Source organism: Flavobacterium crassostreae, from assembly GCF_001831475.1.
GTDB lineage: Bacteria > Bacteroidota > Bacteroidia > Flavobacteriales > Flavobacteriaceae > Flavobacterium > Flavobacterium crassostreae.
Genome location: NZ_CP017688.1, coordinates 2,450,455 through 2,476,494, shown reverse-complemented (window position 1 = coordinate 2,476,494; position 26,040 = coordinate 2,450,455). Strand labels below are relative to the sequence as shown.

General features: G+C 40.1%; 9 protein-coding genes. 5 read left to right on the top strand and 4 right to left on the bottom strand.

Translation table 11 applies throughout. From position 1 onward, the window contains the following. The first annotated feature begins 303 nt into the window (after positions 1–303). Genes LB076_RS11035 through LB076_RS11025 form a run of 3 tightly spaced genes read left to right on the top strand, consistent with a single transcriptional unit; the run spans position 304 to position 3,426 of the window. Entirely contained in the window at positions 304–1,578 is a 1,275-nt protein-coding gene (locus LB076_RS11035) for a DUF5690 family protein (protein WP_078055295.1), read from the top strand. A gap of 1 nt (position 1,579) precedes the next feature. Beyond that, positions 1,580–2,740, top strand: a complete 1,161-nt coding sequence (locus tag LB076_RS11030; protein WP_066335498.1) for a TIGR03364 family FAD-dependent oxidoreductase — start codon at positions 1,580–1,582, stop codon at positions 2,738–2,740. Positions 2,741–2,742: 2 nt separating this feature from the next. Next, positions 2,743–3,426 carry a phosphonatase-like hydrolase gene (locus LB076_RS11025; protein ID WP_066335496.1) on the top strand — a complete coding sequence of 228 codons (684 nt, stop codon included), beginning with the start codon at positions 2,743–2,745 and terminating at the stop codon, positions 3,424–3,426. Between the two features lie 105 nt (positions 3,427–3,531). Here the strand turns inward: LB076_RS11025 and LB076_RS11020 are convergent, their stop codons facing one another. Then, positions 3,532–4,113 carry a helix-turn-helix domain-containing protein gene (locus LB076_RS11020; protein ID WP_066335494.1) on the bottom strand — a complete coding sequence of 194 codons (582 nt, stop codon included), beginning with the start codon at positions 4,111–4,113 and terminating at the stop codon, positions 3,532–3,534. A 458-nt stretch (positions 4,114–4,571) separates the two neighbouring features. Between LB076_RS11020 and LB076_RS11015 the strand changes: the two genes are divergently transcribed. Together LB076_RS11015 and LB076_RS11010 are read left to right on the top strand one after the other, a co-directional pair. After that, entirely contained in the window at positions 4,572–13,487 is an 8,916-nt protein-coding gene (locus LB076_RS11015) for a Calx-beta domain-containing protein (RefSeq protein ID WP_070786795.1), read from the top strand. 50 nt (positions 13,488–13,537) lie between these two features. After that, positions 13,538–14,449, top strand: a complete 912-nt coding sequence (locus LB076_RS11010; protein WP_066336535.1) for a PorP/SprF family type IX secretion system membrane protein — start codon at positions 13,538–13,540, stop codon at positions 14,447–14,449. Positions 14,450–15,471: 1,022 nt separating this feature from the next. Here LB076_RS11010 and LB076_RS11005 read toward each other — a convergent pair. The 3 genes from LB076_RS11005 to LB076_RS10995 form a co-directional block, all read right to left on the bottom strand. After that, positions 15,472–15,891, bottom strand: a complete 420-nt coding sequence (locus LB076_RS11005) for a DUF2141 domain-containing protein (protein WP_066336537.1) — start codon at positions 15,889–15,891, stop codon at positions 15,472–15,474. Between the two features lie 265 nt (positions 15,892–16,156). Then, positions 16,157–17,092, bottom strand: coding sequence for a PorP/SprF family type IX secretion system membrane protein (locus LB076_RS11000; protein WP_066336541.1), 936 nt, complete (start codon positions 17,090–17,092; stop codon positions 16,157–16,159). A gap of 10 nt (positions 17,093–17,102) precedes the next feature. Beyond that, a complete protein-coding gene (locus LB076_RS10995) occupies positions 17,103–25,685 on the bottom strand; it encodes a T9SS type B sorting domain-containing protein (protein ID WP_070786794.1) in 8,583 nt (2,860 codons plus the stop codon). Positions 25,686–26,040: the final 355 nt, after the last annotated feature.

Genomic DNA, 26,040 nt, shown 5'->3' with positions numbered 1-26,040 from the left:
TTCCTAAAATCCTACAACTCAAGTTTGTTTTTTTGGGAGTATTTACCTTTGTTACAGGGGTTGTAATGGTCGCAAAAACCTACTTTGATAAACCCTTTGCTGTAAAGTTACAACATAACTCTTTGTTGGTCTCTAATATATTTTTCAGGATTGGTTAATTTAAAGCGTGGCTTTTTATCTAAAAAAAAAGAAACAAGCGCCATCACCAGCCAACTTCTCCCAATATCTATATTCTAGATCTGGATCTAAACTACGATTTTGAGCAATCGAATTCAATTTTTAATACAAATTAAATAAGGAAAAATGAGCAGTAAAAAAACGGATATAATTTTTGTGTGCAATGCGTCATTGGCTGCATTTGGAGCTTACTTTTGTATGTACGCTTTTAGAAAACCCTTTAGTGTAGCAACCTTTGAGGGCTTAGAGGTGTTGCATATGGATTACAAAATACTATTGATTATTGCCCAAGTTTTTGGCTATGTAATTTCAAAATTTATAGGGATCAAAATAATATCGGAGCTTAGGTCTAGCCAGCGCGTGTGGTATCTTTTGGGGTTAATTGCAATTGCAGAGATTGCTTTAGTTTTGTTTGCAATTATTCCGCAGCCCTACAATATTTTGTGCATGTTTTTAAACGGAATTCCACTTGGGATGATTTGGGGAATTGTTTTTTCGTACTTAGAAGGAAGAAAATTTACCGAAATTTTGGGAGTAGCCCTAAGTACTAGCTTTATAGTCTCTAGTGGAGTGGTAAAATCAGCAGGACTTTATGTAATGGATTCCTGGGGTTTTTCTCAATTTTGGATGCCTGCAATCACAGGATTATTATTTGTAATCCCTTTAGTATTTTTTAGTTGGATGTTAGAGCGCATTCCAAAACCAACTCCCGAAGATATTGCCTTGCGTTCCGAGCGTATCCCCATGAGTAGTAAAGACCGCAAAAAAGTATTGCTAAAATTTTTGTTTCCAATAACACTCTGGGTTTTGTTCTATACCTATCTAACTGCTTTTAGAGATTTTAGAGATAATTTTGCTCGTGAACTATGGGAAAGCGTAGGCTATAAAAACGATGTATCTGTATTTGCTAGCTCAGAGGTCTTTGTAGCCTTGATTGTGTTGTTGGTGTTAGCCACTGCATTTTATTTTAAAGACAACATGAAGGCCTTGGTTTTTTATCAATTATTACTCCTGCTTGGAGCGTTGGCCATAGGTGTTTCTACCTATGTATTTCAATCTGGTTTATGCAGTCCGTATGCTTGGATGGTAATTTCGGGGTTTGGGTTATACATTTGTTATGTACCTTTTAATTGCCTGTTTTTTGATCGCTTTATAGGCGCTTTTAAAATCAAAGGAAACGCGGGTTTTTTGATTTACCTAGCAGATGCTTTTGGATATTTAGGAAGCGTTTCGGTTTTGCTGTATAAAAACTTTGGGCAATCCAGCCTGTCTTGGTTAGATTTTTTTATAAATGGCGCCTATATAGTAGCTTTTATGGGAGTTGTAGTAACCACTAGTTCAATAGTGTATTTAACCAAAAAGAAAAAACAAAATAAAAATATTAATTATCAATTAGTTTAACATGAATACACCATATGATTTAATTGTTGTGGGCGGAGGCGTTCTAGGTACATTTCACGCTTTTCACGCCTTAAAAAAAGGTTTAAAAGTTGCCATTATTGAAAAAGATAAAATGCCCAAAAGTGCTACCATACAAAATTTTGGGCAAGTGGTTCCTTCCGGAATGGATAGCAAGTGGCAAGCTTATGGTAGAGAAAGCTTGCAGATTTATAAAGAAATTCAGGAGCAATTTGACCTTTCAATCCGACAAAACGGAACGGTTTATTTGGCCTCAAATCAAGAAGAAGTACAGCTTTTAGAAGAATTAGCACAGATTAACAAATCCAACGAGTACCAATCGCATTTACTGACCAAAGACCAATGTCTGAATAAGTATCCTGGTTTGCGTTCAGATTATGTTGTAGCAGGATTGTTTTTTCCTCAAGAGGTAACCGTAGAGCCTAGAACAATGATCTACCGGCTTCAGCAGTACATGCAACAACATTTAGGGCTACAATTGATTACCAATACGCCCATATTAAGTTGTCAAAACACCGATACAGGAGTAGTTTTGGAGAGCGCTTCGAGAGAGGTTTTTGTGGCCAAAAAAGTAATTATATGTAATGGTAACGAATTTAAAACCTTGTATCCAGAATTGTTTTTTAATAGTGATCTTGAAGTTTCAAAATTACAAATGATGCAAACAAAACCTCAAAATCCAAACTACAAACTCCAGGGGTCTATCCTAACAGGATTATCCATCCGAAGATACGAAGCCTTTTATGAATGCCCATCCTTTAAAGAAATTAAAGCAAAGGAAGACGCCACATCTTCAGAAAAAAAATGGGGTGTGCACATTTTGTTTAAACAAGCATTAGATGGTTCTGTTATTCTAGGAGATTCCCATCAATATGCTTCTGCCAAAAATAGCGATGATTTGGGTGGCAATCTAGACATGGATATTGATAATTTTATGATTCAAGAAGCCAAAAAAATTATAGATCTACCAGACTATACCATTCAAAGCAGATGGTTTGGTACCTATTCTCAATGCAAAAATAAAGATGTTTTTGAACACAACGTTGGACAAAATATCCATATCATTACCGGAATTGGTGGCAAAGGAATGACCGGAAGTGCAGGGTTTTCAAAACAAAATATTACTAAAATTTTTAACCTATAATAATGAAGCAAGCAATAGAATTGGTGGTTTTTGATATGGCCGGAACAACAGTCAATGAAGACAATGTAGTATACAAAACAGTACAAAAAGGAATCCACGAAGCAGGATTTAATGTTTCTCTAGAAACCGTTTTGCAATATGGCGCTGGTAAAGAAAAACACCAAGCCATTACAGATGTTTTAAAACAAATCGCTCCTTTGGAAGACGTAACAGAAATAGCCAATACAATTTTTAATAACTTTAAGATTAGTTTACAAAAAGCCTATAAAGATCTTCAAATTAGTTCCTTTGCTGGCACAGAAGATTTGTTTAGAGATTTACGATCCAATAACATAAAAGTAGTCTTAAACACGGGCTACAATACCGCTACTGCAAAAGAGCTTCTGGATAAGCTGGGCTGGAGCGTAGGCAAAACCATTGATGCATTAGTGACCGCTGATGATGTTCAAAACGGAAGGCCAGAGGCAGATATGATTTTTAAAGCCATGCAAATTGTTGGAGTCACGGATGCTCAAAAAGTACTCAAAGTTGGAGATTCTGCAATTGATATTGAAGAAGGAAAAAATGCCAATTGCGGCATCACTGTAGGGGTTTTGACTGGAGCGCAAACGCGTTTGCAAATTCAAGAAGCCAAGCCAACGTATATTTTTGAAACCTTAAATGAATTAAGAGCCTTACTCTTATAAAGATAGTTTTGTTTATTTTTTTTAAAACCCTTTCCGTTATGTTTTACATAATTAGGAAGGGGTTTTGTTTTAAGTGGCAACTATAATAAACCAAATAGTTTTTAGTTAGTCTCTAGAGGTACTAAAAAAGAAATAGACTACTAACATTTTGGCGGATTGTGTCGTTCTATTTACAGGTACATGCGGAATTCGGCCATCAAAAAATATAGAATCCCCCTCTTTAAGGAGTACTTCTTCGTCGCCTATTATGTAGCTACATTCACCAGAAAGCATGTACTTATATTCGTAAGCATCCGTTTCTACTTTTTCTCTTTTTGAATTTGGTTTTACTTCCAACAAAACGGCCTCAAATCCGATGGAGTTAAGTTGTTTTCCAAAAATATATTGGTATATAAATCCCTCCGCATCGTCTTCTTTTTCTATAAGTGCATTTTCATTGGCTCGAGATACAATATAATTTTGTCCAGAAGGATTGGACATTCCCTCAAAAAACACCGCAACCTCAATTTCTAACGCATTAATGATATTTATCAAAACAGGAAGTGAAGGGATTGTTCTTCCGTTTTCAATTCTTGAAATTAAACCATTACTAACCTGTGCAATATTTGCAATAGCATGGATGGTTTTTTTGTTTTCTTTCCTAATTTTTTTGATCCGTTTACCAATACCTATCAAATAATCGTCCATTTGTTTTTTACATTTATTACGAATATACTAATTAAAAGTATTGCTTCTTAAAAAAAATAACACACATTGTATTTCTTTTGTTATGTTTTTAATTTTCCTTAAAAACGCTCGAATTAACAATTTAAATCCTACTTTTTTTGGTCTAAAATAAAGAAAAAGAATAGGTATCTTTTTGATTTTTAGTGTAATGAGGTGTTTATTATAGTGAAAAATATCTAAAATAAGGTTATTGAACGTTTAAAATTTGCTGTTCATCGATTTTTTTTTGCTGTAACAACTAATTAAATTATTCTTACACTGGTTAAGAAAGTGTTAATTATATATTATGTTTTGTAAGTAAAATAAGATTAAATCCAAAAATAAAAGACTCAAAACAGCACATAATGACACCAAATTGTAAGGTGTTGTTAGCTGTATTTTGGTTCACAAATTAAAAAGAATAAAATAAATTAATTGTTATGAAAAAAGAGGTGTTTTGTAAGAACTATTATAAGTTAGGTTTTGATAGTTTTTTATATGCTGTTGTTTTAATGCTCTTATTTAGTTTGAAAGGCTATTCTCAATGTTCTGTTCCGGTAGGTTGTGCTACTACAGATTTATCTAATTTTGGATCTAACTCAAATACAAACGCAGCAACCATTGAGTACGATAACTATATATCTAGTTTTCACTCTTCATTAGTTCGATCGACTACAGGTCTTAAAGTTTGGGGAGAAAAAATGGCCAACGACGGAGTTACAGCTGTATTATCTCCATTGTCTATTAATGCAACTAATTTTCCAGCTTTAGGTACTTCAATTCCATTAAAAGGCGCTTTAGGGAGTTCTTTTAATGGTAATATTCAAGGTATTGTATTAAGTACGGATGGTTTGTATGCTTGGGGAGTAGGAGGTATTGTGCTAGATGCCTCAATTACCTCTAGTAGTACGTTTCAAAAAATCACCATTGGCGGTAATGCTACAGGTTTGCCTATTGGAATAACTCCTGCTGATATTAAGATGTTATTTGCTACAAGTCGTACTCTTGCATTAACCACTTGCAGTGGTGCTGTTTGGGTGTTGTCTCAAGACGATACTGCTAGAGGTATGGGAGATAGTTACTTAGGAAGTACTGGTAACGCTACAACTTGGTATCGGGTGACAACTACGGCTGTAGGTAATCCGTATTTAACAAATGTTGTTGCTTGTAGAGGTAGTGCAGGGAATTTAATGGCTTTACGAAGCGATGGTTCTGTGTATGTTTGGGGTAGAAATGTTTATTTAGGTGATAATACGGCTGCAGTTTATGTACAGTCTAGAGCTACTCAGATGGTTCTGCCTGTAGGTGTAGCTCCAAAAATGATAGGGTCTACCAATGCTACTACTGATAGCGGAGCAACATTTTATGTTTTAGCAACAGATGGTAAATTATTTGCTTTAGGTAGAAATACCAACCATCAATTAGGTAACTGGTCTGCCACAGAATCGTTCACTTGGGTTAGACCTAGATACAACTCTTCTGCTGGGCCTTTTATGGATAACATTTTGTGGATTAGTCCTCAAGAGCATGACGAGAGTTTTCCAGCTATCAATGTTATTAATGCCAATTATAATTTATTTGCTTTTGGATCCAACAAAGAGAACATGATTGGAGGTCCTACTCTTTATACAGACCCTGTGATCCCTAATGGGTTGACTACTGCAGACTTAATATTAAGTGTGGAAACAGGAGGGCATACCAGTATGGTTGTAAAACAATGTAATGCAAAATTTGGATATGTTGGGCACCGAATAAACGGAAGTATGGCTGACGGAACGACCAATGATGCTTACGAACCTGCATATACCTTTAATACTGCAGCGTTAGAAATTTGCGGAGTAGAATCTGGACTTACGATACAACCTAAAATCCCTGGAATCAATGGGTCGTATTCAAATTACTGTTCTGTTCCATCTATTGAGTTGGAGACTACACCGGCAGGAGGTACCTTGTCTTTAGTTAGTGGTCCAGCTACTTTAGCTGCAAATACACTTAGTTTTACTGGCGCTGGTAGCGTGACTGTAAAATATGTTGTTGCTTCTCTTTGTAATGGAACTAATGAAGTTTTAAAAACATTTACCGTTGTTCCCAATAGTCTGGCTGCAACTCCATCCACAACGCCTACATTGTGTATTAATACGGCATTAACGAGCATTACTCACAGCACAACTGGTGTCACCGGTATCGGTACTGCCACAGGCTTACCAACAGGCGTAACAGCCTCTTTTGCGTCAAATACGATTACTATTAGTGGTACACCAACGGCTTCAGGAGTCTTCAACTATAGCATTCCTTTAATAGGTGACTGCGGAACTGCCACGGCCACAGGTACTATTACGGTCACGGCAAACAATACGGTTACTACGCCATCTACAACACCTACATTGTGTATCAATACGGCATTAACGAGCATTACTCACAGCACAACTGGTGCCACTGGTATCGGTACTGCCACAGGCTTACCAACAGGGGTTACGGCTTCTTTTGCATCAAATACGATTACCATTAGCGGTACACCAACAGCTGCAGGAGTCTTTAATTATAGCATTCCGTTAACGGGAGGTTGTGGAGCTATTGTTGCCACAGGTACTATTACGGTCACGGCAAACAATACGGTTACTACGCCATCTACAACACCTACATTGTGTATCAATACGGCATTAACGAGCATTACTCACAGCACAACTGGTGCCACTGGTATCGGTACTGCCACAGGCTTACCAACAGGGATTACGGCTTCTTTTGCATCAAATACGATTACCATTAGTGGTACACCAACAGCGTCAGGAGTCTTTAATTATAGTATTCCGTTAACGGGAGGTTGTGGAGCTATTGTTGCCACAGGTACTATTACGGTCACGGCAAACAATACGGTTACTACGCCATCTACAACACCTACATTGTGTATCAATACGGCATTAACGAGCATTACTCACAGCACAACTGGTGCCACTGGTATCGGTACTGCCACAGGCTTACCAACAGGGATTACTGCTTCTTTTGCATCAAATACGATTACCATTAGCGGTACACCAACAGCGGCAGGAGTCTTTAATTATAGCATTCCGTTAACGGGAGGTTGTGGAGCTATTGTTGCCACAGGTACTATTACGGTCACGGCAAACAATACGGTTACTACGCCATCTACAACACCTACATTGTGTATCAATACGGCATTAACGAGCATTACTCACAGCACAACTGGTGCCACTGGTATCGGTACTGCCACAGGCTTACCAACAGGGGTTACGGCTTCTTTTGCATCAAATACGATTACCATTAGTGGTACACCAACAGCTGCAGGAGTCTTTAATTATAGCATTCCGTTAACGGGAGGTTGTGGAGCTATTGTTGCCACAGGTACTATTACGGTCACGGCAAACAATACGGTTACTACGCCATCTACAACACCTACATTGTGTATCAATACAGCATTAACGAGCATTACTCACAGCACAACTGGTGCCACAGGGATCGGTACTGCCACTGGCTTACCAACAGGGGTTACGGCTTCTTTTGCATCAAATACGATTACCATTAGTGGTACACCAACAGCTGCAGGAGTCTTTAATTATAGCATTCCGTTAACGGGAGGTTGTGGAGCTATTGTTGCCACAGGTACTATTACGGTCACGGCAAACAATACGGTTACTACGCCATCTACAACACCTACATTGTGTATCAATACGGCATTAACGAGCATTACTCACAGCACAACTGGTGCCACTGGTATCGGTACTGCCACAGGCTTACCAACAGGGGTTACTGCTTCTTTTGCATCAAATACGATTACCATTAGTGGTACACCAACAGCTGCAGGAGTCTTTAATTATAGCATTCCGTTAACGGGAGGTTGTGGAGCTATTGTTGCCACAGGTACTATTACGGTCACGGCTCTGCCTACACTATCAATTGATGATGTAACTGTTTCTGAAGCAAATGTAAATGCAAACTTTACCGTTTCATTGAACAACGCAGTGAGTTGTCCTGTTAGTTTTGTGGTTAGTACTATTAATGGTACGGCTACATCACCGATTGACTTTACAGCTATAAATAATGTGACCTATATAATTCCTCCAGGGGATACTTTTATTCAGGTATCTGTACCAATATTGTCTGATAATGTTTTAGAAGGAGATGAGGATTATATTGTAAATATTTCTTCAGCTACGAATGCTACAATTTTAGATTCAGATGGAAAGGGTATTATTAATGAAAACCCATCTTCAAATGCTACAGTTAGTATTGTAAAGACCACCGATGGCGTAGAGCCAGCAACAGACGGTTTGTTTACAGTAAGTTTGAACAATCCAGTAAGCACGCCAACAACAGTTACCTATACGGTAAGCGGAACAGCAACAGCAGGAACGGATTACGTTACTTTAACCGGAACGGTAGTTATACCAGCCAATACAACCAGTGTTACTATTCCGGTTGTAGTTATGGGAGACACCATTGTAGAAGGAATCGAAACGGTAGCGGTTTTAGTAACCAATACATCTAATGCTTCCGTTAGTGTGAACCCAAGCGCCTCAAGTGCTACAGTAACCATTAGCGACGATCCTTTATTCTCCAATGCTACAGTTAGTATTGTAAAGACCACCGATGGCGTAGAGCCAGCAACAGACGGTTTGTTTACAGTAAGTTTGAACAATCCAGTAAGCACGCCAACAACAGTTACCTATACGGTAAGCGGAACAGCAACAGCAGGAAAAGACTACGTTACTTTAGCCGGAACGGTAGTTATACCAGCCAATACAACCAGTATTACTATTCCAGTTGTAGTTATGGGAGATACCATTGTAGAAGGAATCGAAACGGTAGCGGTTTTAGTAACCAATACGTCTAATGCTTCCGTTAGTGTGAACCCAAGCGCCTCAAGTGCTACAGTAACCATTAGCGACGATCCTTTATTCTCCAATGCTACAGTTAGTATCGTAAAGACCACCGATGGCGTAGAGCCAGCAACAGACGGTTTGTTTACAGTAAGTTTGAACAATCCAGTAAGCACGCCAACAACAGTTACCTATACGGTAAGCGGAACAGCAACAGCAGGAAAAGACTACGTTACTTTAGCCGGAACGGTAGTTATACCAGCCAATACAACCAGTATTACTATTCCAGTTGTAGTTATGGGAGATACCATTGTAGAAGGAATCGAAACGGTAGCGGTTTTAGTAACCAATACGTCTAATGCTTCCGTTAGTGTGAACCCAAGCGCCTCAAGTGCTACAGTAACCATTAGCGACGATCCTTTATTCTCCAATGCTACAGTTAGTATCGTAAAGACCACCGATGGCGTAGAGCCAGCAACAGACGGTTTGTTTACAGTAAGTTTGAACAATCCAGTAAGCACGCCAACAACAGTTACCTATACGGTAAGCGGAACAGCAACAGCAGGAACGGATTACGTTACTTTAGCCGGAACGGTAGTTATACCAGCCAATACAACCAGTATTACTATTCCAGTTGTAGTTATGGGAGATACCATTGTAGAAGGAATCGAGACGGTAGCGGTTTTAGTAACCAATACGTCTAATGCTTCCGTTAGTGTGAACCCAAGCGCCTCAAGTGCTACAGTAACCATTAGCGACGATCCTTTATTCTCCAATGCTACAGTTAGTATCGTAAAGACCACCGATGGCGTAGAGCCAGCAACAGACGGTTTGTTTACAGTAAGTTTGAACAATCCAGTAAGCACGCCAACAACAGTTACCTATACGGTAAGCGGAACAGCAACAGCAGGAACGGATTACGTTACTTTAACCGGAACGGTAGTTATACCAGCCAATACAACCAGTGTTACTATTCCGGTTGTAGTTATGGGAGACACCATTGTAGAAGGAATCGAAACGGTAGCGGTTTTAGTAACCAATACATCTAATGCTTCCGTTAGTGTGAACCCAAGCGCCTCAAGTGCTACAGTAACCATTAGCGACGATCCTTTATTCTCCAATGCTACAGTTAGTATTGTAAAGACCACCGATGGCGTAGAGCCAGCAACAGACGGTTTGTTTACAGTAAGTTTGAACAATCCAGTAAGCACGCCAACAACAGTTACCTATACGGTAAGCGGAACAGCAACAGCAGGAAAAGACTACGTTACTTTAGCCGGAACGGTAGTTATACCAGCCAATACAACCAGTATTACTATTCCAGTTGTAGTTATGGGAGATACCATTGTAGAAGGAATCGAAACGGTAGCGGTTTTAGTAACCAATACGTCTAATGCTTCCGTTAGTGTGAACCCAAGCGCCTCAAGTGCTACAGTAACCATTAGCGACGATCCTTTATTCTCCAATGCTACAGTTAGTATCGTAAAGACCACCGATGGCGTAGAGCCAGCAACAGACGGTTTGTTTACAGTAAGTTTGAACAATCCAGTAAGCACGCCAACAACAGTTACCTATACGGTAAGCGGAACAGCAACAGCAGGAAAAGACTACGTTACTTTAGCCGGAACGGTAGTTATACCAGCCAATACAACCAGTATTACTATTCCAGTTGTAGTTATGGGAGATACCATTGTAGAAGGAATCGAAACGGTAGCGGTTTTAGTAACCAATACGTCTAATGCTTCCGTTAGTGTGAACCCAAGCGCCTCAAGTGCTACAGTAACCATTAGCGACGATCCTTTATTCTCCAATGCTACAGTTAGTATCGTAAAGACCACCGATGGCGTAGAGCCAGCAACAGACGGTTTGTTTACAGTAAGTTTGAACAATCCAGTAAGCACGCCAACAACAGTTACCTATACGGTAAGCGGAACAGCAACAGCAGGAACAGATTACGTTACTTTAACCGGAACAGTAGTTATACCAGCCAATACAACCAGTGTTACTATTCCGGTTGTAGTTATGGGAGATACCATTGTAGAAGGAATCGAGACGGTAGCGGTTTTAGTAACCAATACGTCTAATGCTTCCGTTAGTGTGAACCCAAGCGCCTCAAGTGCTACAGTAACCATTAGCGACGATCCTTTATTCTCCAATGCTACAGTTAGTATTGTAAAGACCACCGATGGCGTAGAGCCAGCAACAGACGGTTTGTTTACAGTAAGTTTGAACAATCCAGTAAGCACGCCAACAACAGTTACCTATACGGTAAGCGGAACAGCAACAGCAGGAACGGATTACGTTACTTTAGCCGGAACGGTAGTTATACCAGCCAATACAACCAGTATTACTATTCCAGTTGTAGTTATGGGAGATACCATTGTAGAAGGAATCGAGACGGTAGCGGTTTTAGTAACCAATACGTCTAATACTTCCGTTAGTGTGAACCCAAGCGCCTCAAGTGCTACAGTAACCATTAGCGACGATCCTTTATTCTCCAATGCTACAGTTAGTATCGTAAAGACCACCGATGGCGTAGAGCCAGCAACAGACGGTTTGTTTACAGTAAGTTTGAACAATCCAGTAAGCACGCCAACAACAGTTACCTATACGGTAAGCGGAACAGCAACAGCAGGAACGGATTACGTTACTTTAACCGGAACAGTAGTTATACCAGCTAATACAACCAGTGTTACTATTCCGGTTGTAGTTATGGGAGATACCATTGTAGAAGGAATCGAAACGGTAGCGGTTTTAGTAACCAATACATCTAATACTTCAGTTAGTGTGAACCCAAGCGCCTCAAGTGCTACAGTAACCATTAGCGACGATCCTTTATTCTCCAATGCTACAGTTAGTATTGTAAAGACCACCGATGGCGTAGAGCCAGCTACAGACGGTTTGTTTACGGTAAGTTTGAACAATCCAGTAAGTACGCCAACAACAGTTACCTATACGGTAAGCGGAACAGCAACAGCAGGAACGGATTACGTTACTTTAACCGGAACAGTAGTTATACCAGCTAATACAACCAGTGTTACTATTCCGGTTGTAGTTATGGGAGATACCATTGTAGAAGGAATCGAAACGGTAGCGGTTTTAGTAACCAATACATCTAATACTTCAGTTAGTGTGAACCCAAGCGCCTCAAGTGCTACAGTAACCATTAGCGACGATCCTTTATTCTCCAATGCTACAGTTAGTATTGTAAAGACCACCGATGGCGTAGAGCCAGCTACAGACGGTTTGTTTACGGTAAGTTTGAACAATCCAGTAAGCACGCCAACAACAGTTACCTATACGGTAAGCGGAACAGCAACAGCAGGAACGGACTACGTTACTTTAACCGGAACGGTAGTTATACCAGCCAATACAACCAGTGTTACTATTCCGGTTGTAGTTATGGGAGATACCATTGTAGAAGGAATCGAAACGGTAGCGGTTTTAGTAACCAATACATCTAATGCTTCCGTTAGTGTGAACCCAAGCGCCTCAAGTGCTACGGTAACCATTAGCGACGATCCTTTATTTTCTGGTTCTAAAGTTGGTATTTTTAAGACCAAAGACGCTGCGGAACCAAGTACAAATGGTTTGTTTACGGTAAGTTTGAACAATCCAGTAAGCACGCCAACAACAGTTACCTATACGGTAAGCGGAACAGCAACAGCAGGAAAAGACTACGTTACTTTAACTGGTACAATTACTATTCCTGCAAATACAACCACGATAGGTATCCCAGTTAATGTTTTAGATGATACTATTGTAGAGGGTTTAGAGACAGTAGAGGTTTTACTAATCAATACTTCTAATACATTTGTTTCTATTGATTCTGGTTCTTCTGGTGCAACAGTAACCATTAGTGATGATCCATTATTGTTGACAAATGTTAGTATTGTTAAGACCAAAGATGCCGCAGAGCCAGACGTCGCAGGAATATTTACGGTAAGTTTAAACAATCCAGTAAGCACACCAACAACCGTTACCTATACGGTAAGTGGAACAGCTACAGCAGGAACGGATTATGTTACCTTAACTGGAACCGTAATTATACCAGCTAATGCCACTAGTGTTGTTATTTCGGTTAATACTTTAAGTGATACCAGTATAGAAGGAATGGAAACCGTATCCGTATTGCTAACAGGAACATCCAATACTTTAGTAGGTGTACATCCTACATTGTTTAATGCTGTGTTATCTATAACTGATGATAACTCTTGTGAAATTAAAATTTTCAATGCTCTTTCTCCAAACGGCGATAACGAAAATGATGTGTTTTATATACAAGGAATAGAGTGCTATCCAAACAATACTGTAGCAATTTACAACAGATGGGGTGTTTTAGTATTTGAACGCAATAACTATAATAATGCCGATGTGGTCTTCCGAGGAGATTCTGAAGGACGGGTTACAGTATCCAATTCCGTTGGTTTACCAACAGGAACGTACTATTATATTTTAAACTATAAAGATGCCAAAGGCAATGGCAATCAAAAAGCAGGATATTTATATATAAACAGATAATTATAGCAAGGCTATAGTTTGAAATTAGCGTGTTTTTAAAAATAATAAATATGAAAAAATTTGTAGTGATTTTCTTGTTTTCAGTAGCTGTCAGTTACGCACAACAAGACACACAGTTTACACAATACATGTATAATACCGTTACTATTAATCCGGCTTATGCAGGTTCTAGAGGGGTGATGAGTATTTTTGCTCTTCACCGCACGCAATGGGTCGGTTTGGATGGTGCTCCAGTAACCAATACGGTTTCTGTTAATACACCACTGAATGAAAGTAGATTGGGATTAGGATTTTCTTTGATAAACGATAAAATAGGTCCTACTAATGAAAATACATTTTCTACGGATGTATCTTATTCTATACCTACTTCAGAAAAATTCAAGCTATCTTTTGGTATAAAAGCTACCGCCAATATTTTCAATCTAGATGTTAATAAATTAGCCGTAAAAGACCTAGGAGATACTAGATTTCAAAATCTAAACGGTACATTCACACCCAATGTAGGGGCGGGGGTTTATTGGCATTCGGACAAATCCTATATAGGTTTTTCGGTGCCTAATTTTATAGAATCCAATAGATACGATGATAATGAGATAGCTATTTTTAAAGAAAAAATTAATTATTATCTCATAGCTGGACATGTTTTTAGTTTGAATAACTCCGATTCTGTAAAGTTTAAACCCGCTATATTAACCAAAATGGTTGGAGGTGCTCCTTTGCAGTTAGATGTTTCGGCTAACTTTATGTTTAATGATAAATTTGTTTTAGGTGCAGCCTATAGATGGAGTGCTGCCTTGAGTGCTATGGCAGGATTTCAGGCTTCAGAAGGATGGTATATAGGGTATGGTTATGATCACGATACTACAAAATTAAGCAACTACAATTCTGGATCCCATGAGATTTTTTTACGATTTGAACTTTTTAAATCTAACAAAGGAATTACTTCGCCTCGTTTCTTTTAAAATAGCGGCATTAAAAATACTAGTAACTAATCTTTGGAGGCTTTCTCTGAGATTAATTATATAAAGACTTTTAAGATTAAATTATTTTTTTTTTAAACTCTTCCTTTTAATATAGCTAAAGGAGGAGTTTTTTTTTGGAATAATAAAATAAACTAATTCCAATCCTTGGTGGCATCTAAATAAAAAAGCCTTTTATATTTTAAAGTAGTTACCCATTATTTTATAATGTTACTACTATTCCAAAAATTGTTTGTTTACACCAAATAGGCAGACAGGCAGACAACATAAATCCTTTTTTTTAGAGTTTATGGGTTTGTTCAAAAACACGAATGCTAATAGGTGTTTTAAAGCACGAATAAAATCTTTGCGAATACTTTGAAGTAAATGATTTATTTGTTTATAATATGGGTTCTTTTTAATCAAGAGCGTTATTAATGTAATGGGTCAAAAATCAGGAATTTTTTTGGGTTTTTTAAATTCAAAAAATAGTACTATATTTACTTGCTTCGGGCTTTACTAAATTATACTATTGATCCAATGAATACCTTGATTGCAATACTTATTTGTGATTTCTTAAAGATACAGACTAACGTTTGGTTTGGTTGTTTTTATATCCAAACTTCTTTAAAACGTAAAATTATCTTCCTGTATTAATCAGGCATGGCGAGTGTGCCTGAAAAACTCTTAAGGACTATTTTTAGTATTATAGGGCTATTCCATTTTATTTATGGGATGCCTAACTCGTTTATGAAATAGGGTATGCCTTTAGAGTGCGTGGATGTCTTTATTTAATTTATAATTTAAATAATTAATGATGGCTATACTTAGAAAAAAGCTAACGAAAACAGAAGCTAACCAAAAGAAACAAGAAAAAATAATTAAAAAACTAGAGGACAAAAAAGCGAAAAAGAGAAAATCTAGGATTTAAAATGCGTGATAAATCGCGCATATAAAAAAGAAGGCTATTGGTTAAACGGCTGTGGGTAACTACAGCCGTTTTTAATTTGGTGCTGGATTCGCCATTAAATGGAGCTTAGTTTTATAAGTATATGTTTGGTATCTTTTAAATAAAATTTACATTGGTTGTAAGTAGGAGGTGCGTGTTTTAGTACCACATTATTAGAAAATCCAAAAGGTTCGGTAGGGATGCCCAGAACGTTTTTGTTTAACTTATAATCGGCGTTTACATCATGATACATAGATACAGCATATTCTCCTTTAGGCAAATCGGTAATGGTAATGCTTTCTGTGGTGCTTTTGACAGCAATAAAATAGTTTTTGTAGGCAGCGCCTTCTTTTAAATAATTACTTCCGTTGTTAAAAACAGCTAAGTTGATCATTCCTGTTTTTGTTTGTATATTATTTATTGTTACGTGCAGTTGTGTAGATTGCGCTTCTGCATGGTAATAAATTAGGCTTAAAAAAAGTAGAAGTAATTTCATGATTAGGATTTTAATATTCTGGATTAGAATAGTACGTTTTATTTATAATTAAAAACTTTTGGAATTATACAAATTTAGCTAATTTTAAATAGACTATCTAAAATTTAAAAATGTCTAGGCAACAGGTTTTTTTTGTAAAAATATATTTTGGTATTGTGAGAGCTTGCCATCAATTATACCCACAAAAGCAAAAGCCTCTAAATATATATTTAGAGGCTTTTGCTTTTATAATACGTAATACCAAATTCAGGTTATGTCTTTAGATTTAATCTACACATCTACAATCACTAGATCTGTTTTCAAAATCCAAACCAATGGTTACCATGTGCGTTCCGGAGTTATATCCTTGTAGTTTTTCTAAACTAGAATTATAGGAATAGGCAGCATAGAATTTGTTTTTTTTGAATCCTACTAAAGGAGCTATTGTATTTGGTTTAAAAGATTGGTCTGCTAACAATCTAAGACTCATACCAGCAAAGAGGTAATTTTTACCAGTCATTTTTCGAACCTTGAAATTAAGATCTAAACTAGATCGGCCATCGCTTTCGTACATTTGATAAAAAACAGAAGGTTCGAGTTCAATATCTGTAAATTTATTTTTGATCACAAATCCGCTATACAAAAAATAATTTCGAATGTTTTCTGGCTCTTTTAAGATGGTAGGTTTAATCTTTTTGTTTAAAATATTAACGGCATTAAAACTAGCAAAGAAATTTTCATAGCGATACAAAAAACTTAAATCAAAATTAGAGTTATTAGAATTATACGACTGCACACTTGGGTCTGCAGTGATTATATCCGATATGTCAATGTTAAAATTAGTAAACTTATACGAAAGACCAAAGGATAAAAATTGGTCGTTATACTCCGAAAGAGTAAGGTGATGTGCATACGTTAATTGCCCTCCTTTTTGATAGGTGTTTCGGTTTTTGTCATTAAACAAAATAACTCCCAGTCCGGAACGATCTGCTATACGAACATCAAAAGATGCGGATTGGGTTTGGGGAGCGTCTTTCACTCCCACCCATTGTCTTTCTCCAGTTAAACGTAATTTATAAAATTCTCCAATACCTGCGTATGCTCCAGCTATAACAAATGGATTGTCTGCTAAATATTGACTTGTTGGGGCTAGTTGTAATTCTTGCCCATAAACAGTGGGAAGATGTAGTACTATAATAAAAACCCAGATTAATTTTTTCATTTTTTTCATTTTATCTAAATAAGGTCATTCCTCCGATATATTCTTTTTTGTCATTCTCATTATTGGTTCTAATAACATACCAATAATCACCGTATGGCAATGGTTTTCCTTTATAATTACCATCCCAACCTAGAGAGGAGTTTCCTTTAAAAGTGGCAATCAATCTTTGGTATCTATCATAAATACTAACCTCTAAATTAGGGTAATCTTGTATTTGAGTAGGGTACCAGAAGTCATTAGATCCGTTTCCGTCTGGAGAAAAGAATTTAGGAAACTCAATTCCTTTATAAACCAAGTAAACAGTTTCGCTATAAATACATCCTTTAGCATCTTTTACATAAAGAGTATAATAATCCGTACGCTCTATTTTAAAGACTGGATTCGTACCATAGTTATTGTCATTATCAAAGCTGTACTGATACGGTGCTTGACCTAATGATGCTGCAATGGTGTATTGGTTTAGTCCCGTCTCTGAGAAGGTAAACCTAGGTGCATCGGTATTTTGTGTAACTATAACGGTGTCGTTTGCAGTACACCCAGTTGTGTTATTGGTCACTACTATGGTATAAATACCTGGTGCACTTACCACTGGGTTCAAGGTGTTAGACCCACTTACAATTGTACCTCCAGACCAAGAGTAGGTAGCATTAGTAACCTCAGATCCAAATCCATTTAGAGTAACTCTAGGAGACCCACAAGTAATTACTGCGGTATTACCAGCCTCTGCAAGAGGAGCAGTTAACACATTCAAAGTTACTGTTGCCGTAGCTGCCAAATAACATGGTGCCGTAGCATTTACGCTATAGGTATAAATATCTCCCACATTAGACCAAGTTCCTCCAGTATCTGGTCTTCCTCCTAATTGATTGAACAATTGGTTGGTAGTAGGAGTAACTCTGGTGCAGAGCTCTAAGACTCCATTTGTTCCTGCATTAGGAGCAGCTGTTACCGTTACGGTTCTTGTTGCAATTGCGTCTGGACATCCTGTAGTGCTAGCAACTCGATACGTCATTGTAGCTGTTCCGGCTGCAAGTCCGGTTACCACTCCAGTTGTAGTATTTATTGTTGCTATTGAAGGAGCGTTAGTAATCCAATTTCCTAGGCCTCCCGTAGAAGAAAAAGTAGTTGTGCTTCCAATGCAAATAGACTGCATTCCAGACAGAATACCTGCGTTCGGAGCTGCTGATACCGTGATCGTACCTGTAGCAGATACAGTACCACAACCACCCGTTAACGGAATGTTGTAATTAAATACACCCGCCGCTGTTGGTGTTCCACTAATTGTGATGGTGTTAGAGGCAAACGCCGCCGTAACTCCAGCAGGTAATCCAGTAGCAGTACCTATTGCGGTTGCACCAGTAGTGGTGTGTGTGATGTTGGTTAATGCGGTGTTGTTACACAAGGTAGGCGTAGCCGAAGCTGCCGTTACCGTATTGTTGGTAGTTACCGTGATTGTTCCTGTAGCAGATACAGTACCACAACCACCCGTTAACGGAATGTTGTAATTAAATACACCCGCCGCTGTTGGTGTTCCACTAATTGTGATGGTGTTAGAGGCAAAAGCCGCCGTAACTCCAGCAGGTAATCCAGTAGCAGTACCTATTGCGGTAGCGCCAGTAGTGGTGTGTGTGATGTTGGTTAATGCGGTGTTGTTACACAAGGTAGGCGTAGCCGAAGCTGCCGTTACCGTATTGTTTGTGGTTACCGTGATTGTTCCTGTAGCCATTACTGCAGTATCACAACCACCCGTTAACGGAATGTTGTAATTAAATACACCCGCTGCCGTTGGTGTCCCACTAATTGTGATGGTGTTCGAGGCAAAAGCCGCTGTTACTCCAGCAGGTAATCCAGTAGCAGTACCTATTGCCGTTGCACCAGTAGTGGTGTGTGTGATGTTGGTTAATGCCGTATTGTTACACAAGGTAGGCGTAGCCGAAGCTGCCGTTACCGTATTGTTGGTAGTTACCGTGATTGTTCCTGTAGCCATTACTGCAGTACCACAACCACCCGTTAACGGAATGTTATAATTAAATACACCCGCCGCTGTTGGTGTCCCACTAATTGTGATGGTGTTCGAGGCAAACGCCGCCGTAACTCCAGCAGGTAATCCAGTAGCAGTACCTATTGCGGTTGCACCAGTAGTGGTGTGTGTGATGTTGGTTAATGCGGTGTTGTTACACAAGGTAGGCGTAGCCGAAGCTGCCGTTACCGTATTGTTGGTAGTTACCGTGATTGTTCCTGTAGCAGATACAGTACCACAACCACCCGTTAACGGAATGTTGTAATTAAATACACCCGCCGCTGTTGGTGTTCCACTAATTGTGATGGTGTTAGAGGCAAAAGCCGCCGTAACTCCAGCAGGTAATCCAGTAGCAGTACCTATTGCGGTAGCGCCAGTAGTGGTGTGTGTGATGTTGGTTAATGCGGTGTTGTTACACAAGGTAGGCGTAGCCGAAGCTGCCGTTACCGTATTGTTTGTGGTTACCGTGATTGTTCCTGTAGCCATTACTGCAGTACCACAACCACCCGTTAACGGAATGTTGTAATTAAATACACCCGCTGCCGTTGGTGTCCCACTAATTGTGATGGTGTTCGAGGCAAAAGCCGCTGTTACTCCAGCAGGTAATCCTGTAGCAGTACCTATTGCCGTTGCACCAGTAGTGGTGTGTGTGATGTTGGTTAATGCCGTATTGTTACACAAGGTAGGCGTAGCCGAAGCTGCCGTTACCGTATTGTTGGTAGTTACCGTGATTGTTCCTGTAGCCATTACTGCAGTACCACAACCACCCGTTAACGGAATGTTATAATTAAATACACCCGCCGCTGTTGGTGTCCCACTAATTGTGATGGTGTTCGAGGTAAAAGCCGCCGTTACTCCAGCAGGTAATCCAGTAGCAGTACCGATCCCAGTGGCACCAGTAGTGGTGTGTGTGATGTTGGTTAATGCGGTGTTGTTACATAGGGTAGGCGTAGCCGAAGCTGCCGTTACCGTATTGTTGGTAGTTACCGTGATTGTTCCTGTAGCAAGAATAGCTCCACAACCACCCGTTAACGGAATGCTGTAATTAAATACACCCGCCGCTGTTGGTGTTCCACTAATTGTGATGGTGTTGGAGGCAAACGCCGCCGTTACTCCAGCAGGTAATCCAGTAGCAGTACCTATTGCGGTAGCACCAGTAGTGGTGTGTGTGATGTTGGTTAATGCCGTATTGTTACACAAGGTAGGTGTAGCCGAAGCTGCTGTTACCGTATTGTTTGTAGTTACCGTGATTGTTCCTGTAGCCATTACTGCAGTACCACAACCACCCGTTAACGGAATGTTATAATTAAACACTCCTGCCGCTGTTGGTGTTCCACTAATTGTGATGGTGTTGGAGGCAAACGCCGCCGTAACTCCAGCAGGTAATCCAGTAGCAGTACCGATCCCAGTGGCACCAGTAGTGGTGTGTGTGATGTTGGTTAATGCGGTGTTGTTACACAAGGTAGGCGTAGCCGAAGCTGCTGTTACCGTATTGTTTGTAGTTACCGTGATTGTTCCTGTAGCCATTACTGCAGTACCACAACCACCCGTTAAAGGAATATTATAATTAAATACACCCGCTGCTGTTGGTGTTCCACTAATTGTGATGGTGTTTGATGCAAACGCCGCCGTTACTCCAGCAGGTAATCCAGTAGCAGTACCGATCCCAGTGGCACCAGTAGTGGTGTGTGTGATGTTGGTTAATGCGGTGTTGTTACACAAGGTAGGCGTAGCCGAAGCTGCTGTTACCGTATTGTTCGTAGTTACCGTGATTGTTCCTGTAGCCATTACTGCAGTACCACAACCACCCGTTAACGGAATGCTGTAATTAAATACACCCGCCGCTGTTGGTGTCCCACTAATTGTGATGGTGTTGGAGGCAAACGCCGCCGTTACTCCAGCAGGTAATCCTGTAGCAGTACCTATTGCCGTCGCACCAGTAGTGGTGTGTGTGATGTTGGTTAATGCGGTGTTGTTACATAGGGTAGGCGTAGCCGAAGCTGCTGTTACCGTATTGTTTGTGGTTACCGTGATTGTTCCTGTAGCCATTACTGCAGTACCACAACCACCCGTTAACGGAATGCTGTAATTAAATACACCCGCCGCTGTTGGGGTTCCACTAATTGTGATGGTGTTGGAGGCAAACGCCGCCGTTACTCCAGCAGGTAATCCAGTAGCAGTACCTATTGCCGTTGCACCAGTAGTGGTGTGTGTGATATTGGTTAATGCGGTGTTGTTACACAAGGTAGGCGTAGCCGAAGCTGCCGTTACCGTATTGTTGGTAGTTACCGTGATTGTTCCTGTAGCCATTACTGCAGTACCACAACCACCCGTTAACGGAATGTTGTAATTAAATACACCCGCTGCTGTTGGTGTCCCACTAATTGTGATGGTGTTGGAGGCAAACGCCGCGGTTACTCCAGCAGGTAATCCAGTAGCAGTACCTATTGCGGTTGCACCAGTAGTGGTGTGTGTGATGTTGGTTAATGCGGTGTTGTTACACAAGGTAGGCGTAGCCGAAGCTGCTGTTACCGTATTGTTGGTAGTTACCGTGATTGTTCCTGTAGCCATTACTGCAGTACCACAACCACCCGTTAACGGAATGTTATAATTAAACACTCCCGCTGCCGTTGGTGTCCCACTAATTGTGATGGTGTTGGAGGCAAACGCCGCCGTTACTCCAGCAGGTAATCCTGTAGCAGTACCTATTGCCGTTGCACCAGTAGTGGTGTGTGTGATGTTGGTTAATGCGGTGTTGTTACACAAGGTAGGCGTAGCCGAAGCTGCCGTTACCGTATTGTTGGTAGTTACCGTGATCGTACCTGTAGCAGATACAGTACCACAACCACCCGTTAACGGAATGTTATAATTAAATACACCCGCCGCCGTTGGTGTCCCACTAATTGTGATGGTGTTCGAGGCAAACGCCGCCGTAACTCCAGCAGGTAATCCAGTAGTAGTACCTATTGCGGTGGCACCAGTAGTGGTGTGTGTGATGTTGGTTAATGCCGTATTGTTACACAAGGTAGGCGTAGCCGAAGCTGCCGTTACCGTATTGTTGGTAGTTACCGTGATCGTACCTGTAGCAGATACAGTACCACAACCACCCGTTAACGGAATGTTGTAATTAAATACACCCGCCGCTGTTGGTGTTCCACTAATTGTGATGGTGTTCGAGGCAAACGCCGCCGTTACTCCAGCAGGTAATCCAGTAGCAGTACCTATTGCGGTAGCGCCAGTAGTAGTGTGTGTGATGTTGGTTAATGCGGTGTTGTTACACAAGGTAGGCGTAGCCGAAGCTGCTGTTACCGTATTAATAGCTGTTGCCGTTACGGTAACCGTTGCAGGAGTAGAAGAACAACCCCCACCAGCAGTATTAGTTACAATCAGAGTATAGGTTCCGGCAGCGCTAACGATAGGAGCCAAGGTAGTAGCACCACTATCAATAACCCCACCATTGGTAGCAGTCCAAGCATACGTCATTCCGGCAGTAGATGCAGAACCATCTAATGTTGCCGTAGGACTCGCACAAGTGATAGCAGCCGTAGCCACAACTTGAGCAGTTGGTATCGTACAAACTGCAGCAGCACTAGCCTGGCAGGTTGCATTTTCGAGGGCAAAACAAGTACCAGTTGCACCAATTGGTGTCACAGAAATCACTACATTATCCGAAGGTTGCAAAGCGTTTACTTGGTACGTAAGCACATTACCCACGGCACCTATATTTTGAATTGGATTGGTGTTTATTTGATACGAAACCGTATAATCTGTAGCTCCAGTAACAGCAGTCCAATTAAATGTTACGGCGTTTTGAGTAGGAGTTCCACAAGTAATAGTAGGTTTTAAGATAGGATTAACCGTAACCTGAATTTGTCTTTTTTCGACAATATCTGTTACGCCATCACAATCCTTTACGGTACACGTCACTTCATACGTACCACTATTTATTGCTTGCGCAGTAGTAATACTTGGGTTTTTGGTTGCGTTAGTATAGCCATTTGGTCCAGTCCAAGCATAGGTTGTTCCGGGTGGCAAAGTACCGTTTACATCCAGATTGATCGTACCATTAGTACATACATTGCTAGGAGTAACCACCGTAGGAGCCAGAACAATTGCAGGAGTTACTACAAGTGTTTGGGTTCTGGTAATAACACAACCAAAAGAATTAATCTCAAGAGTGTATACCCCAGCATCTGCAGCAGTAACTGCGGCTATGGTATAGGTTTTGTTAGTAGCGCCAGCTATGTTCACGCCGCCTTTTTTCCATTGGTATTTAATACGGCTATCGGTATCTAAATAGGCCGGAAAATTATTAACAACGCTAAAATTGGCAGCTTTGCCTTGGCATAAGAGCGTAGGCATGGTTTCGGTATAAACTATATTTTCAAATTCATCTACATTAAACAAAAACATTTGTACACCTGATAGCCTTGCGCCATAAGCAATGTTTCTAAAATCAATTTTTTGGGATTCAGTACAATCATTACTTACATAAATGGCATGTACTTTTCCGGGTTTAGAATATCGAGTATCCGCTCTTCCTCCTTGAAACTTAGGATCCGTCTCTGGCACAGAGGTCCATTTGCGCGGAGCAATAAGCGTACCGTTGTTTATGGTGATAGCCACCTCTTCGCCCAATGCAGGAGTTGCGGTGTTTTTTTGCTCTACATACATTCTTCCTGTAACCGGAGTGTCTGCATTGTTGCGTACACCGGAGTACAAACCATCTTTACCAATAAATCCGTTACCGTGTAGTCGGTAGTATTTACCGGTGGCTTGACCCGTAAAGTTAATATTATAGATATACAAGCCATCGGTTTGCATTCTATAAATATAGCGGTTTGCGGCAAGACCTTGATTACTGTACCAAGTACCGTCGTTTATGCCGCCATTAGTAATAGCAGGATCCGCAGAGGTAGTGTACACACTATGTACATCAATACCCGTAGGAAAACAAGGATTACCCGTAAAGTTAGGAGGGCCACAAGGGCCTTGATTAGGGCCACCATAACCCATTTGATCATTTCTAAAATTAAGGGTGTTGGATATGGCTCCTGTGGTGTAGTTTGTAATTTCTAACCTTCCGGCAAAATTATTCAGTTGATGGAACCATCTTTGCGTTAAATTTCCTGTAGCGTCAAATACATCCCAAGACCATTCGTTACCACCTGGAAGGTTTTGGGTTTCATAAAGGTGTATTCTGTTATCGTGCCCCATGTCTCTATTGCCATCAGCACCTTGGTAGCTAAGCATGTGTACTTTTTTGCCTGGCACAACCTTACAATCTAAAATACGTTGTTTGTTGATCCAAACGTCTGTTGGGTCTTCTTCTACTTTTGCCAATACGGTTTTACAAACATCCACCATTAGTGGGCGCGAAGTAATTAAGGTGTTATCGGCATTAAGCCTTCTGTAATATTCGGCATTAAATTTCTTAAAAAAATCATTATCCTCTACATACATTTTATAAAAAGCAGCAGATCCAGTACCGTAACGCTCAAATTGCGCTCCCATACCTTGATCACTAGACCACCAATCGGTAGTGGTTAGTTGCGAGTGGTTCTGAAAATCATAATCCCAGTCAAAGGCATAACCACCTTCGTGCCCCCAGTGTTTGTTTAGAAAGTCGTTTGCTCCCGTAAAATAATTAGGGTAGGCTGCTGCAAATTTGTCCATAACAATTACTGCTGCAGCCTCTGCCATTCCTTCTTCAAAACCACTTAGAGTAGTTTCGTAATGCCACAGATTATTAGAAGATAAACATACGTTATCCCGCCAAGCGTGCATTAGTTCGTGCACCATCAGGCGGGGTTGTGTCATTTTGCGAGTACCATCGGAGGTATATTGGGTAGAGATCCAGTTGGGACCGTTATAAAACGTATTGGTACCCACGGCATTCCCATCATTAATTACATTAACGGTATACGCATGCGAAGATGGTCCATATACCTGCGCTATTATAGGCAGTACTTTGCTATAAAAATCCATCATGTCTGTGGCTTGCCAAGCAGCAAAACCTCCTAGACCGTTTACACCAAAATTTTGTTCAATATTTATAGCTAGCGTATTGCCAGCAGTACCTAAATTTTGCCAAGTAAAGTTTAAAGGCCCTACTACGGTATCCACGCCTCCCAAGTATAAGTGAAAATAAAAGTTTTGACCTAGAGCTAAGTTCACAATAGGACCAGGTCCAGGGTTATTCAAAGCTGCCAAGCGCAACTCCTCATAGCTATACCCATAGGTGGTTTTGTCTGTAGTGTTTAACCCTTGGCCCCATCTAATGTTTTGTCTACCGGCTCCATTGGGTGTTGGGTCAGTTCCAATAGAAAAACTATCAAAGCCGCCGCCAGTCCAGTTTACGTAGGCACTGTGTATGCTCTCCACTCTGCCTACTACTCCTGTAGCGGCAATGGCTTTAATTTTGCCTTGTTTGTTTGGGACAATAGGGGCTGGTGGGGGTACATTTGCTGGTCTACAACCCATGGTTTTGGAGTTGGTAGCTGGCAATTGTACTTGGGCTGTAACGGCAAACGAAAAAAACGTAAGCAGCAGCAGTAGGTATACTTTGTTCATGGTATAAAAATGTAGGTTAATAATATGGTGGTATTATGTACTCGATCTACAAATTTAGTTTTTATTTTTGTAAATAATGATTTTATATTAACAAAATTTTGTACTTAATTAACGTTTATATTACATTTAACTTAATTTTTACTAGCATTAATGCCTGTTTACGCTCTTTTTGGCGGTTTAATTTGCATTAACTATTTATATACTATTAGCACCACTTTGCTTGTTTGGCTTGCATTTTATACCTAACCACAGCAGTAGGCACTGCGAATACTGCAAATTTAATTTTTGCAATTTGTAGCCATTTATGGGTTTGGGTGCACTGCTGCTCTGGTTGGCTTGGCTTGGTTTTCTGGAT

Coding starts and splice junctions, on each gene's coding strand:
- LB076_RS11000 (WP_066336541.1), bottom strand. CDS start 17,092: ATGAAAAAATTAATCTGGGTTTTTATTATAGTACTACATCTTCCCACT.
- LB076_RS11015 (WP_070786795.1), top strand. CDS start 4,572: ATGAAAAAAGAGGTGTTTTGTAAGAACTATTATAAGTTAGGTTTTGAT.
- LB076_RS11020 (WP_066335494.1), bottom strand. CDS start 4,113: ATGGACGATTATTTGATAGGTATTGGTAAACGGATCAAAAAAATTAGG.
- LB076_RS11030 (WP_066335498.1), top strand. CDS start 1,580: ATGAATACACCATATGATTTAATTGTTGTGGGCGGAGGCGTTCTAGGT.
- LB076_RS11010 (WP_066336535.1), top strand. CDS start 13,538: ATGAAAAAATTTGTAGTGATTTTCTTGTTTTCAGTAGCTGTCAGTTAC.
- LB076_RS10995 (WP_070786794.1), bottom strand. CDS start 25,685: ATGAACAAAGTATACCTACTGCTGCTGCTTACGTTTTTTTCGTTTGCC.
- LB076_RS11025 (WP_066335496.1), top strand. CDS start 2,743: ATGAAGCAAGCAATAGAATTGGTGGTTTTTGATATGGCCGGAACAACA.
- LB076_RS11005 (WP_066336537.1), bottom strand. CDS start 15,891: ATGAAATTACTTCTACTTTTTTTAAGCCTAATTTATTACCATGCAGAA.
- LB076_RS11035 (WP_078055295.1), top strand. CDS start 304: ATGAGCAGTAAAAAAACGGATATAATTTTTGTGTGCAATGCGTCATTG.